Here is a 13,223-nt window from a genome sequence, read left to right as displayed (position 1 = left end):
AAAATGTCTAGTTTATGATGGCTTAAACATCATGGACTGGATATGAAATATAGATGCTGATCACTATGTCTGACAAAGAAATTCAACGTCTTGCTGTTCTGCAAGACGTTCGAGATCATCGTATTACACAAGTCCGTGCTGCTGAAATCCTTAATCTTTCAACCCGTCAAATTACCCGGTTATTACAGAAGCTCAATCAAGATGGTGTTTCAGGTATGGCGCATGCCAGTCGTGGTCAACCTGGCCATCGTCGCCATGATGATTTATTAAAATCAAAATGTCTTTCCATTATTTCTGAACATCTGCTGGGATTTGGACCTACCTTGGCCCATGAGAAGCTCAGCAGCATGTTTGACCTGAATATCCCGGTAGAAACGCTTCGGCGCTGGATGACTGCAAATGACCTCTGGATTCCACGATCCAAGCGCCTTAAACGTCCATATCAGCCACGTTATAACCGGGATTGCTTCGGTGAGCTAATCCAGATTGATGGCTCATATCATGACTGGTTCGAAGGACGCGCTGCTAAGTGCTGCTTGCTGGTTTATATCGATGATGCCACTGGAAAGCTGTTGCATCTGCGCTTCTGTGAGGCGGAAACGACCTTCGACTATATGCTTTCAACCCGAGCCTACATTGAACAATACGGTAAGCCTCTGGCCTTTTATAGCGATAAACATTCGGTCTTCCGAGTGAACCAGAAATCGAGCCAGGACAGCCAGATCACGCAATTTGGGCGGATTCTGAATGAGTTAAATATTGATATTATCTTCGCCAACTCACCCCAGGCCAAAGGCCGTGTGGAACGTGCCAATAGAACACTCCAGGATCGCCTGATCAAGGAAATGCGCCTAGAAGGTATCTGTTCAATTGCCGAGGCAAATGCCTGGCTGCCCTGCTTTATTGAGCATTTCAATCAGAAGTTTGCCAAGTGTGCGCGAAACTCAAAGAATTTACATCGGCCATTAACCGAATCTCATCTTGAACTGGATGATATTTTTACCTGGCAGGAACCGCGTAAGGTCACCAAGAATCTGACCCTGACCTATGACAAATGTATTTATCTGCTTGAACCGACAGAGCTGAATCATAAGCTTGTTGGGCAATATATTTCATTTCTGGAGTACCCAGATGGCACTGTGGCCCTCATGTACGAGGGACGAAAGCTCAACTACAGCATTTTCAATAAATTAGCTGGGCTACAGCAGAATGAGATCGTTGAGAATAAACGGTTAGGTACAGTTCTGGCACATATTCAGCAACAGCATGAAGAGTTGGAAAAACAGAATAAACGTTCCCGTCTCAAGAAAAGTATGCCGAGTCGTAAAGCTCAGAAAGCTGTTATTGAACAAAGAAAGTTAAATCCTGTGCTTGACTCTTGTGGTTAAAAACAGGACATTTTAAATGGTTTATCGCATAGACATTTTAATTGGTGAATAACAATTTAGCTAGGAGAGGCGATATAAGTTTAATTTTTAGTAAAAATATCATTAGTACAGAGAATGATAGGATTAATATTTATCAGGTTGAAAGTATAGAAAAGTCTTTAAAGTTTTTTTTAGAATCTAAAATTATTTTTAGATCTGAGCAAAGAAGAGCTGATGATAGCTATGAAGATACAGATTTCCCAATTTTAGTTTCGGATACACTGTTTCCTGATGTTTTTAATGAATTTTCCGCAGAGAATAAAATAATTCTTCCAATTTACTATACAGTTCAGGAAATACATATTATACCATTTGATGAATATAAAACTTTGCTTCCTCTATCTCTAAAAAATAATATAACTGTTGATATATATAATAACTTTGTATCGTATATTAAGTTGGAAATTTCTAAAATATCTAATATTAAAATTTCCGACTAGGACAAAAATCCCCGCATTGAGCGGGGATTTTTTTATCTTGGTGTTAATTAAACACGTTCGATCACTGTTGCAATACCTTGACCAAGGCCGATACACATAGTTGCAAGACCGATTTGAGTATCTTGTTGTTCCATTACGTTTAACAACGTAGTGGTGATACGCGCACCAGAACAGCCTAGTGGGTGACCCAAAGCAATCGCACCACCATTTAAGTTAATGATGTCTTGCTTATCATAAACGCCTAAGCCTTTCATTACTGATAAGCCTTGAGCAGCAAATGCTTCGTTTAACTCGATAGTCTGAATATCAGCCATCGTTAAACCAGCACGTTTAAGCGCTTTTTGAGTTGCTGGAACTGGACCGTAACCCATGATTGCTGCATCACAGCCTGCAACTGCCATAGAGCGAATGACAGCACGTGGTTTTAAACCTAATGCTTGAGCACGTTCAGCAGACATAAGCAACATTGCAGAAGCACCGTCAGAAAGAGCAGAAGATGTTGCTGCAGTTACTGAACCACCTTTAGGATCAAATACAGGTTTTAATGCTTTGAACGCTTCAAGGTTTGCATCTGGACGAATAACTTCGTCGATGTCGCAAAGGATTTTAAAGCCATTTGCATCGTGGCCTTCAACACCAACGATTTCATTTTTGAAACGACCTTCTTGAGTTGCAGCCCAAGCACGGCGGTGAGATTCAACACCAAAAGCGTCTTGCTCTTCACGAGTAATGCCGTTCATGCGACCTAACATTTCAGCAGTTAAGCCCATCATGTTAGATGCTTTCGCATAGTGTTTAGATGCTTCTGGGTTAAGGTCGATGCCGTGCATCATACCTACGTGGCCCATATGCTCTACACCACCAATAATGAAAATATCACCTTGGTTAGTCGCAATTTGTGCTGCCGCTGTATGGATTGCCTGCATAGACGAACCACAAAGACGGTTCACTGTTTGACCAGCAACAGTTTTAGGCAAGTCAGCCAATAAACCGATGTTACGGCCAATGTTCATACCTTGTTCTAGAGTCTGGTTTACACAGCCCCAGATCAGGTCTTCAACTTCGTTTACATCAAACTGGTTACGGGCAACGAGCGCACGTACAAGTTCAGCAGATAAACTGTCGGCACGTACATTACGGAACATACCGTTTTTAGATTTGCCCATGGCAGAACGAACGCCATCAACAATCACAACGTCACGTGGATTTAAAGTAGCCATTCACGTCGCTCCTTAACCGTAGAATTTTTTGTTGTTAGCAGCCATGTCGCGCAACATTTGCGGCGCTTCATAAGCCTTACCTAAGTGTGCATATTTATCGCAAAGCGCAACGTATTCAGCAACACCTGTTTGGTCGATGTAACGGCATGGACCACCACGGAATGGAGGGAAACCTACACCCATAATCATTGCCATATCTGCTTCAGCGGCAGTTGCAACGATGTTGTCTTCTAAGCAACGAACTGTTTCGTTACAGAAAGCAAGCATCATACGGTCAATGATTTCTTGGTTATCAAACTCACGTTTTTCACCAGTCACGAAAGGAGCAATGATTTCATATGCTGTTGGATCAACAGTTTTTGCTTTCTTGCCTTTCTTGTCGAGTACGTATTTGTAGAAACCAACGTCATTCTTTTGACCAAGACGTTTAGCTTCGTACATTGCTTGAATTGAACCTTTGTAGTCTGGCTTCATACGGTCTGGGAAACCTTCTGCCATGACTTCTGCACCATGTACACCTGTGTCGATACCAACAACGTCGATGAGATAAGCAGGACCCATTGGCCAGCCAAACTTAGACATTACATTGTCAACTTGTTGGAAGTCTGCACCGTCTTTTACAAGAAGGTCAAACGCACCAAAGTAAGGGAACAATACACGGTTAACCAAGAACCCTGGGCAGTCGTTTACAACGATTGGTGTTTTACCCATTTTTTGAGCAAGCACTACAGTCGTTGCAATCGCTTCTTCAGAAGTTTTCTCACCACGAATAACTTCTACAAGCGGCATCATGTGAACTGGGTTGAAGAAGTGCATACCAACGAAGTTTTCAGGACGTTGTAATGCTTTCGCTAAACGTGTGATTGAAATCGTAGATGTATTAGAAGCAATGATCGTATTTTCACGAACATTCTTTTCAGTATCCGCAAGTACCATTTCTTTAACTTTTGGATTTTCTGTAACTGCTTCGATCACGATATCAACTTCTTTAAACTCGTCGTAGCTTAAAGTAGGGCGGATACGTGCAAGAGTTTCACCCATTTGCGCAGGTTTCATTTTCTTACGTTCAACTTGTTTAGTTAACAAGCTGTTCGCTTCTGACATACCTAATGCAAGTTGTGGGTTACCAATATCTTTCATGATAATTGGTGTGCCTTTGCTTGCAGCTTGGTAAGCAATACCACCACCCATAATACCAGCGCCAAGTACAGCTGCTTGGTTTACAGGATGAGCACCTTTTTCATGTTTTTTAGCAGTTTTCTTAACAACTTGGTCATTGAGGAATAAGCCAATCAATGCACCAGCTTGTGGAGTAATCGCTGCTTTCGCAAAGCCTTCAGCTTCAACTTTTAACGCTTCATCACGTGCAAGGCTTGCACCTGCTTGTAATGAATCAAGTAATAATTTTGGAGCAGGGTATTGAGCAGGGTTTGCTTTAGCAAGTACTGCACCTTTTGCTGTGTTGAACGCCATCATTTGTTCAAGCGGATTCAATTTTACAGCATCAAGTTTTTCTTGGCGTTTTGCTTTCCAGTTTAAACGACCAGAAATTGCTTGTTTAACCAAATCAGTTGCAGCTTCAAGTAATTTGTCCGCAGCGACAACCGCATCTACAGCACCATCTTTAAGTGCAGCAGCCGGTTTTTTAGGAACAGCCATTGCCATCCATTCAACTGCGTTGTCGATACCGATAACACGGCTTAAACGAACGCTACCACCGAAACCAGGATAAATACCGAGTTTGATTTCAGGTAAGCCCACTTGTGCAGCTTCTGACATCACACGATAGTCACACACTAAGCACATTTCAAAACCGCCACCTAAAGCCATGCCATTAATAGCAGCAACTTTTGGAAGGTCTAAATCTTCAAAGCTATTGAAGATCTCGTGAACAGGCATAAGCCAGTCAACAATTGCTTTTTCGCCTTGGGCGAAGTTTTCGCCAAATTCAGTAATATCTGCACCAACAATAAATGTAGATTTACCCGAAGTTACAACTAAGCCTTTAATATCGTTATTGGCTTTTACAGCAGCAATCGCTGCTTGGAAATCTTCAATTGTTGCGCGGTTAAATTTATTGACCGACTCACCTTGTAAGTCAAAGCGGAATTCTGCAATTCCGTCCGAAAGCATTTGGACGGTAATGGCATTGCCAGCGTGGATCATGCCTGATCTCCTTAGTTTTGGAGGACTTCTAAGTTGATGTTATGAAGCGTGTGCACAACTTCGGTACACATTTATGCTTCGCTAATCTTACGATAACTATATCTAAAAAAAACCTGACAAGTTGTATCAAGCCGTGACGCAAGGGTCATCTTATTTATTATTCAATTCATCTTTATTAAATGCATAAAAGAAATCATAAAGATAGGTTCTAATCAAAGATATTTGTTTTAATTTAAATTTTTGTTTATAAGGCATTAGGATTATGAAATTTTTATATAAAAATGAGTAATTTTTAAAAGTTAATTTTCTGTCAAAAATGTCAATTGTTCGTAGAATCGTCTATAAATAACAGTAACAATTGTGATGAATTTTAACCTTCTGGATGTTATGGAAAAATATAGTATATTTTAAATTTTTATTACAATAGGGCTGCCTACTATTTAACTTAATTTTTTGACATTCGCTTTTTATAAGTCAATTTTGTTAAAATTTGCGCCAATTAATAATCTTCCGGCTGCGATTACCTTTGAAAAATAAGGTAAGGTTGCCCTAAACTTTTGAAAGAGTAGCAATATGATTAAGTGGATCGTATTAGCGATTTTTGTAATATCTGCATTGTATATCCAACATCGCGGCAAAGTGCGTCACTCGTTTTATCGTCAATTTTTTGACCATTCAACCTTGCTCGCACCGATTAACTTTTTAATGTACATCTTTTCAAAGGTACCGAATCAGCCTTATATCGATACTCAACACTTCAAAGATTTAAAAGTGTTAGATGAAAATTGGGAAATGATTCGAGACGAAGCGAAAGCTTTATATGACCAAGGTGGGATTAAAGCATCAAGTACCTACAATGACTTAGGTTTCAACTCGTTCTTTAAAACAGGATGGAAACGTTTTTACCTGAAATGGTATGAGTCAAGCCATCCTTCGGCTGCTGAGCTTTGCCCAAAAACGACTGCTTTACTCAAAACATTACCAACCATTAAAGCGGCAATGTTTACCGAACTTGCTCCTGACAGCCGTTTGGTTAGACACCGTGACCCGTACGCAGGCTCACTTCGTTATCACTTGGGTTTAATTACACCAAATGATGACCGTTGTTTTATTGATGTAGATGGTGAAAGATACTCTTGGCGTGACGGTCAAAGCGTTGTGTTTGATGAAACGTATATTCACTATGCTGAAAATAAGACTGATCAAAACCGTATTATTTTCTTTGCAGACGTTGAGCGTCCAATGAAAGTGAAATGGATGGAACGTTTTAATCATTGGTTTGGTCGTAATGTGATGACTGCGGCAAGCTCACCGAATGAAACAGGTGACCAAACGGGTGGTTTAAATAAAGCTTTTGGTTATGTGTACCAAATTCGTATTAAAGCTAAAGCGTTAAAAGCGAAAAACCGTAAGTTATATTACTTTTTAAAATGGTTCCTCATGCTTGGGATTTTCTTCCTGATTTTTGTACGACCATATGTATTTTAATTAAAACGCCCGAAAGGGCGTTTTTTTATTGTGATTATTTAAATCATTTAGATTTATTTTTATGCATTTAAAACGATGATTATTAGCGTGGGGAGTATTTTATTTAAAATTTTAGGTGAATTTTATATTAATTATTGGGATGATAATGCGACTGGTAAATATATACCTTTCTTGTACTTGATAAATTTTAAAAATTTGCGTGGAATATAAATGAATACGGTGATGAAACAAGCTTTAGTAATAACTACATTCAGTGCAGCAGTAATATTAACTGGATGTGGTAAATCTAAGCCAGAGCCAAAATCAAAAACAGAAAAAGTTGAGGCAATTTCGGATTGGAGCTGTACGCATCCTGACAATTTAAATCAGATTCAAACCTCTTTGAAAAAAGAATATTTGAAGCAAATCGAACGTAGCTTAAGACAAAGTCAATATCAGGTTGATGCTGATATTCTTAATAAAATTAATCAAGGTTTGAAGTTTGAAATTAAAAATATTCGCACTTTACCGTTAGAAGATGAAAGTCAAAAAAATACACAACTCAGCTGTGAAAGCCAGTTAGTTGTTTCATTTCCTAAAGGTTTACAAAAACGTGCGGAAAAAGCATATGTTGAAGAACTGCGTCACTCTAATGAAGAATCGCAAACGCTTAATGACTATTTTTCGGATAATGAATCATCTTTGACTCTTGAAAATGACCAATTGAAAGGTGAATTTCTCTATAACATCACAAAAACAGATAAAGAGGGCTTGGTATTTGATTTGCCAAGTCAAAACACTGTGATTGAAGGATTGGTTTTTGTTGCCACTAAAGCTGTGCAATATGCGGCTTATGTTAAAGAAAATGAGTTGATTGACGAGAATATTGAAGAAAATCGACAAATGTCTGAACAAAATAATGAAGAGCAGACTGCTTTGGCTCAAGAAGCCATGGATGTTCGTAAAAAAGAATTGGATAGCGACAAAGCGAAGCAAGTGGAACGCTTAAATCTGACTTGGGATAAATTGGGTGCCGATAAAAAAACTCAATTTAAACAAGATCAATCAGATTGGTTTAAAAAACGTGATGTTGAATGTAAAGTACTGGCACAAAAAAGTGTGGAAGAAATTCCTGAAAAGGACTTAGAAACTTACCAGAAGCAATCCGATTATTGGACTGCTGATATGCGTAAGCAAAATCAAGAGATGCAATATACCCAGTGCTTTATTCAAAAAACTGCAGAGCGTACGATTTATTTAAATAATTTAAACTAATCTGAAACCCTCTATAAGTGCTTGGTCAATCGTGTTGAAATAGATGGGATTGACCAATCTATAGTAAGCTCGAAAGGGATTTTCTATAGAATAAATTCGATAATTTTTTTTGTGACCAATTTCACAATGCTAGGAATTTGTTACAACTATTAAAAGCCAACGCATAATTTTGATTCTACAATTGCTCCGTTTTTTCGAAGACTGGTTAGCGGAAGTAGGTTTCAAAATGGCTCATGCTCATCACGTAGCTCATGCACATGTTCACCATATTAAATTGAGAAAAGAAGAAAGTTCTCAGGGTGACTTAAAAACGAAAGCGATGTTAAACAAAGCTTCTGCTGAGACTAAAAAGCATAGCCGATCGGCTTCTAAAAGACATAAGGTAGAAGACCAAAATATCGATCTGCATAAGTTCTCAAGCAAACTTGAAAGCATGTCAGCAAAACACAGTAAAGAAAAATGTGCCAAGAATATCCGTATTGCTTTACAAGCGGCTGGTGCAGACGTTTCAAAGCATCCAGTGGCTGCATCTGACTGGGGACATACTCTAGAAAAGAATGGCTATAAGAAAATCAAACCGGCATTCAACCGTCCTCAAGAAGGCGATATTTATATTATTGAACGTACCAGTGGCCATACCTACGGGCATATTGCTGGCTATACGGGCAATGGCTGGTTCTCAGATTTTCGTCAAAAAACCTATGCGGTGTATAAAGAAAAAGACGTGAAATATAGTTACTATCGTCTCGATTCTTAAGACCTACGACACACTTTGTCGGTCTACTTCGTCATCGCTTGTCAAATTTAGGTTCTGGCACAGTAAAGCACTTGAAAAGTAAGGATGAAAACATCACATTAGGTATTCAGTATTAAGCCATGCATGCCAATAGTGAATCAAAACGCTCGTCCTCATATTGAAAAAATTTTAGCTCATATGACCCAGCTTCCAGGCGTTTATAAAATGCTAGGGAAAGATGGTGAGTTGTTATATGTGGGCAAAGCAAAAAACCTAAAAAATCGGGTATCGAGTTATTTTGTCAAAACCATTGAGCATCCAAAAACTCAGGCTTTAGTTGCCAGAATTTATGATATTGAAACGCTTGTCACGCGTTCAGAAACAGAAGCGCTGCTTTTAGAACAAAACCTAATTAAACAACATCGTCCGCCTTATAACATCATGCTGCGAGACGACAAATCATATGTCTATATTTTTGTTTCCGCAGATAAGCCGTATCCGCGAATTGCCAGTGGTCGTGGCAAGGGTAAACATCAAATTGGGAAGTTCTTTGGCCCGTATCCAAGCGCTTATAGTGCGCGAGATACCTTGCTGGTTTTACAAAAACTTTTTAATGTGCGCCAGTGTGAAAACAGTTACTTCTCACAGCGCAAACGTCCATGTTTACAATATCAAATCAAACGCTGTTCGGCCCCATGTGTAGGCTTGGTTTCACCAGAAGATTACAAAGAAGATGTGAATAACAGTATTCGGTTCTTACAAGGTGACACCAAAGAATTAAACCAAGAACTGATTGCGAAAATGGAGCAGGCTGCGGCAGATCTTGAATTTGAAAAAGCCGTTTTTTATCGAGACCGATTGTCTTTGCTTCGTGAAGTACAAGCGCAACAAGCTGTTTTCAAAGTGAAAGGTGAAGCTGACATTTTGGCAATTGCTTATCAGGCTGGTGTGACATGTGTACAGATTATGCATGTGCGTAATGGACGTATGCTAGGCGGTAAAAGTTATTTCCCTGATATGTTGGGTGATGACCTCGGACAAATGCTAAGTGACTTTATGGCAAACTTTTATTTTCAGGTTGCCGATGAAGTACCAAGTGAACTGATTGTAAATACTGCCTTACCTGACCGTAAAGAGTTGGAAGAAGCCTTAGCACAGCAGTTTGGAAAGAAAGTCCAGATTAAGAGCAGTGTACGAGAAACACGTGCTGAATGGTTAGAGCTTGCCGAAATGAATGTTCAACATGCGATTAAAGGGCAGTTGAGTAACCACTTAGAACTCAATGAGCGTTTCCACCAGCTTGAGCAGGTGGTTGGCCGTCCAATTGATCGTATCGAATGTTTCGATATTAGTCATACCATGGGCGAAGCACCGATCGCATCATGCGTGGTGTTTGACCAAGGCGGTGCGCGTAAACGTGACTACCGACAATTTGCCATTCAAGATATTACTGCGGGCGATGATTATGCTGCGATGCGACAAGCTTTAACGCGTCGCTATAAAAAGGCGATGCTGCCTGATTTGCTTTTAATTGATGGTGGTAAAGGCCAGCTTCATATGGCAATGGAAGTTATGCAAGAACTTGGACTTGAAGCTTTCATGATTGGTGTCTCAAAGGGTGAGGGGCGTAAACCGGGACTTGAAACGCTTCATTTTACTGATGGCACAAAGATTCAGTTACCTGAAGATCATAAAGCCCTACATTTGATTCAACAGGTCCGTGATGAAGCTCACCGTTTTGCGATTACCAAACATCGCGCTAAACGTGATAAACGCCGTAGCACCTCAGTTTTAGAAGCAATTCCGGGCTTAGGACCTAAACGCCGTCGAGATTTATTAACACATTTTGGTGGGATTCAAGGCGTGTTAAAAGCATCGGAAAAAGAACTGACAGTCGTGCCGGGCTTAGGTGAAGTGATGGCAAGAACAATTTATAAAATTTTGCATGAGTAGCCACGTATTTAAAATTTGAGTGACAAAAGCGCTCGTAAATTAATAGCTGAATGACCATTCACATGATGGTCAAAATAATGAAAGATACTTTCTAATCACGCACATGACTTAGGGATATGCATGTCATTATTACAACTATTTGAAGATGTAAAACAAAATGAATGGATTGATATACCTGCAGGATGGTTACAGGGCCGTACGGTTTTTGGGGGCCTTGTTGCTGGGCTATTAATGCAAAAAGCATGCTCCCATATTCAAGATTCAAATAAAAGATTATTAAGTTGTAGTGTTACTTTTGTGGGGCCTGTACAGCAAGGCTCTGCCCGATTGACTATTGAAGTTTTAAGAGAGGGGAAGTCAGTCACTACGCTTGAGGCACGTTTATGGCAAGATGATGCAGTGCAAACCATTTTGGTTGCAAGTTTTGGGGCATCTCGCGCATCGAGTATTGAGGTCAAACAAGAACCCGTTGCTCCTACGTATGTACAACCTGAAAATTTATCTGTCATTCCTTTTGGTCAGCATATGCCTGAATGCTTTCAGCACTTTGAAGTGTGTTGGGCTGAGGGTAATTATCCGGTGACAGCAAGTGAGCATCCAGACTTTGGTGGTTGGTCAAGGTTCTCACCAGAGCAACATGAAAATCGTCAACTTACATTGCCTGATTTGATTGTTCTCATGGATATTTGGCCGCCGGGTGTATTGCCAATGTTTAAGCAAGTTGCACCTGCAAGTTCTTTAACGTGGCACATTACGTATGTGAACCCAGTCCAGCATCAATTGTGTGACTGGTTTAAATATAAAGTCGCCACAGAATATGCAAGTGAAGGTTACTCAACAGAATATGCATATCTTTGGAATCAAAGTGATCATTTAATTGCAATTTTGAGGCAAACTGTTACGGTATTTACCTAAGCAATCTACTTTCTCGATTCACATATTTCGTATAAAGTGACTGTTACAGATAGATACAATATTGAAGTATGTGTCTTTGTCTGTTAAAAGATGCGTGAAGACTAAATTGGCGGTGTTTATGACCACAGGGCGAATCCTGAATATCCCAAATATCCTAACTTTGGCGCGTATCGCGCTTATTCCAGTATTTTTGGTGATTGCATATTGGCCGCCTGCAATAGGTATTGGTGAGCACGTAGGAAGTATGACTCGTCATATTATCTTGACTGCGATCTTTGTGCTGGCTGCTATAACCGACTGGTTTGATGGCTATTTGGCACGATCTTTAAACCAGACTTCAGCATTTGGCCGATTTCTAGACCCAGTTGCAGACAAACTCATGGTAGCAGCTGCACTTATTGTTTTAGTACAGTGGAAACCTACCATTGCGATGGCTTTTGCAGCAATTGTTATTATTTCACGGGAAATTACTGTTTCTGCTCTACGTGAGTGGATGGCAGAACTGGGTGCGCGAACCAGTGTAGCAGTGTCAACTGTAGGTAAATATAAAACTGCATTTCAAATGATTGCGATTAGTGTGTTCTTACTCAACTGGCAGCCTTTAGAAATGTTGGCTTATGCTTTGTTATATACAGCAGTCATTCTTACTTTGTGGTCAATGTTTATTTATTTAAAAGCCGCGTGGCCATATCTAAAGCAACCATAAAACCAAATAAGATTCTAAAAAGCCTTTCCTTGAGAAAGGCTTTTTTTATTGCAAAGCGCAAAAATAGCGTAACTCACGTAATTGGTATGATGAGTAAATACCATTGGCAAAACGGCACTAAACTGGCATTGTTAGCTTGAGAGATAGCTAAGCAGCAAGGGGAGATTGCATGACTCTAGATTTATTTTCTCCAGAACCTTGTGAAAATTTATTACCTTATGATGGTGAAGTTCAGGACTATGGATGTATTTTAGGTGCTGAAGAGGCCGAGAAATATTTTGAGTATTTGTATCAACATCTGGCATGGCGACATGATGAAGCGAAGTTATACGGCAAGCACTTCATTACTCCCCGCAAAGTTGCTTGGTATGGTGACGAGCATTATAGATATAAGTATTCTGGTGTTTTTCGGGATTCTTTGCCGTGGGACAAAGCGCTTGCTAAGCTGAAACAGCAGGTAGAACAAATTCTTTCAGAAAAATTTAATTCTTGCTTAGCCAATCTTTATGAAGATGGAACGCAAGGTATGGCTTGGCATAGCGACTCAGATGTTTCTTTAGCTAGAACAACCACCATTGCTTCTTTAAGTTTTGGAGCGACCAGAAAGTTCTCTTTTAGACATATTCACACTAAAGAAAAAGTTGAAATGTGGTTACAGCCGGGGCAACTTATTGTGATGCGCGGTGAAACTCAACAATATTGGCAACATCATTTAAATCGTTCGACAAAAATTTTACAACCACGTATTAATCTGACATTCCGTCAGTTCAAATTTTCATAAGTTTTTGCTAAAAATTAGGCAAGAAAAAAAGCCCATGATGGCTGCATGAGCTTATTCCTCTGAGGGAGAGCCTTCTATTGATGAGCTGCTGATGAAAAGAATCATCAATAGGTGCTAAAATCATAATATGAGAATAT

At 39.7% G+C, this 13,223-nt stretch carries 11 protein-coding genes and 1 pseudogene; 10 read left to right on the top strand and 2 right to left on the bottom strand.

The genetic code is table 11. The features are described 5' to 3' along the window. Positions 1-53: 53 nt before the first annotated feature. Together F985_RS06745 and F985_RS06740 are read left to right on the top strand one after the other, a co-directional pair. A complete protein-coding gene (locus F985_RS06745) occupies positions 54-1,388 on the top strand; it encodes an ISNCY family transposase (RefSeq protein ID WP_004699130.1) in 1,335 nt (444 codons plus the stop codon). A gap of 44 nt (positions 1,389-1,432) precedes the next feature. Beyond that, positions 1,433-1,867, top strand: a complete 435-nt coding sequence (locus tag F985_RS06740) for a hypothetical protein (protein WP_004699127.1) — start codon at positions 1,433-1,435, stop codon at positions 1,865-1,867. A 47-nt stretch (positions 1,868-1,914) separates the two neighbouring features. On the opposite strand, the gene fadA is transcribed toward F985_RS06740, so the two are convergent. Both fadA and fadB read right to left on the bottom strand, forming a co-directional pair. Continuing rightward, positions 1,915-3,087, bottom strand: coding sequence for an acetyl-CoA C-acyltransferase FadA (gene fadA, locus F985_RS06735; RefSeq protein ID WP_004699126.1), 1,173 nt, complete (start codon positions 3,085-3,087; stop codon positions 1,915-1,917). A 12-nt stretch (positions 3,088-3,099) separates the two neighbouring features. Then, entirely contained in the window at positions 3,100-5,253 is a 2,154-nt protein-coding gene (gene fadB / locus F985_RS06730) for a fatty acid oxidation complex subunit alpha FadB (protein ID WP_004699123.1), read from the bottom strand. Positions 5,254-5,826: 573 nt separating this feature from the next. Between fadB and lpxO the strand changes: the two genes are divergently transcribed. From lpxO to F985_RS06695, 8 genes and pseudogenes are all read left to right on the top strand, one after another. Continuing rightward, the gene (gene lpxO, locus F985_RS06725; RefSeq protein ID WP_004699120.1) at positions 5,827-6,741 is read left to right on the top strand and encodes a lipid A hydroxylase LpxO; all 915 of its coding nucleotides are present in this window, start codon (positions 5,827-5,829) and stop codon (positions 6,739-6,741) included. 87 nt (positions 6,742-6,828) lie between these two features. Next, positions 6,829-6,955 (top strand): annotated as a pseudogene (locus F985_RS25980) (hypothetical protein). Then, positions 6,952-7,995, top strand: a complete 1,044-nt coding sequence (locus tag F985_RS06720) for a lysozyme inhibitor LprI family protein (RefSeq protein ID WP_004699117.1) — start codon at positions 6,952-6,954, stop codon at positions 7,993-7,995. The pseudogene F985_RS25980 and the gene F985_RS06720 overlap by 4 nt, the downstream one beginning before the upstream one ends. 226 nt (positions 7,996-8,221) lie before the next feature. Continuing rightward, positions 8,222-8,752, top strand: coding sequence for a CHAP domain-containing protein (locus F985_RS06715; protein WP_004699114.1), 531 nt, complete (start codon positions 8,222-8,224; stop codon positions 8,750-8,752). A gap of 132 nt (positions 8,753-8,884) precedes the next feature. Beyond that, positions 8,885-10,684: an excinuclease ABC subunit UvrC gene (gene uvrC, locus F985_RS06710; protein ID WP_031944417.1), complete on the top strand. Its 1,800-nt coding sequence runs from the start codon at positions 8,885-8,887 to the stop codon at positions 10,682-10,684. 120 nt (positions 10,685-10,804) lie between these two features. Continuing rightward, positions 10,805-11,599 carry a thioesterase family protein gene (locus F985_RS06705; RefSeq protein WP_004699111.1) on the top strand — a complete coding sequence of 265 codons (795 nt, stop codon included), beginning with the start codon at positions 10,805-10,807 and terminating at the stop codon, positions 11,597-11,599. A 118-nt stretch (positions 11,600-11,717) separates the two neighbouring features. Continuing rightward, complete coding sequence (gene pgsA, locus F985_RS06700) at positions 11,718-12,305, top strand: CDP-diacylglycerol--glycerol-3-phosphate 3-phosphatidyltransferase (protein WP_004699108.1); 588 nt, start codon at positions 11,718-11,720, stop codon at positions 12,303-12,305. A 169-nt stretch (positions 12,306-12,474) separates the two neighbouring features. Beyond that, positions 12,475-13,086: an alpha-ketoglutarate-dependent dioxygenase AlkB family protein gene (locus F985_RS06695; protein WP_004699106.1), complete on the top strand. Its 612-nt coding sequence runs from the start codon at positions 12,475-12,477 to the stop codon at positions 13,084-13,086. The last annotated feature ends 137 nt before the right edge of the window (positions 13,087-13,223 follow it).

Source organism: Acinetobacter seifertii (assembly GCF_000368065.1).
Classification (GTDB): Bacteria; Pseudomonadota; Gammaproteobacteria; order Pseudomonadales; family Moraxellaceae; genus Acinetobacter; species Acinetobacter seifertii.
This window is presented reverse-complemented; position numbering and strand designations above follow the sequence as displayed.

Excerpts from the sequence above, each read along its gene's own strand:
- F985_RS06745 (WP_004699130.1), top strand. The coding sequence starts at position 54 with ATGCTGATCACTATGTCTGACAAAGAAATTCAACGTCTTGCTGTTCTG.
- fadA (WP_004699126.1), bottom strand. The coding sequence starts at position 3,087 with ATGGCTACTTTAAATCCACGTGACGTTGTGATTGTTGATGGCGTTCGT.
- fadB (WP_004699123.1), bottom strand. The coding sequence starts at position 5,253 with ATGATCCACGCTGGCAATGCCATTACCGTCCAAATGCTTTCGGACGGA.
- lpxO (WP_004699120.1), top strand. The coding sequence starts at position 5,827 with ATGATTAAGTGGATCGTATTAGCGATTTTTGTAATATCTGCATTGTAT.
- F985_RS06720 (WP_004699117.1), top strand. The coding sequence starts at position 6,952 with ATGAATACGGTGATGAAACAAGCTTTAGTAATAACTACATTCAGTGCA.
- F985_RS06715 (WP_004699114.1), top strand. The coding sequence starts at position 8,222 with ATGGCTCATGCTCATCACGTAGCTCATGCACATGTTCACCATATTAAA.
- F985_RS06705 (WP_004699111.1), top strand. The coding sequence starts at position 10,805 with ATGTCATTATTACAACTATTTGAAGATGTAAAACAAAATGAATGGATT.
- pgsA (WP_004699108.1), top strand. The coding sequence starts at position 11,718 with ATGACCACAGGGCGAATCCTGAATATCCCAAATATCCTAACTTTGGCG.
- F985_RS06695 (WP_004699106.1), top strand. The coding sequence starts at position 12,475 with ATGACTCTAGATTTATTTTCTCCAGAACCTTGTGAAAATTTATTACCT.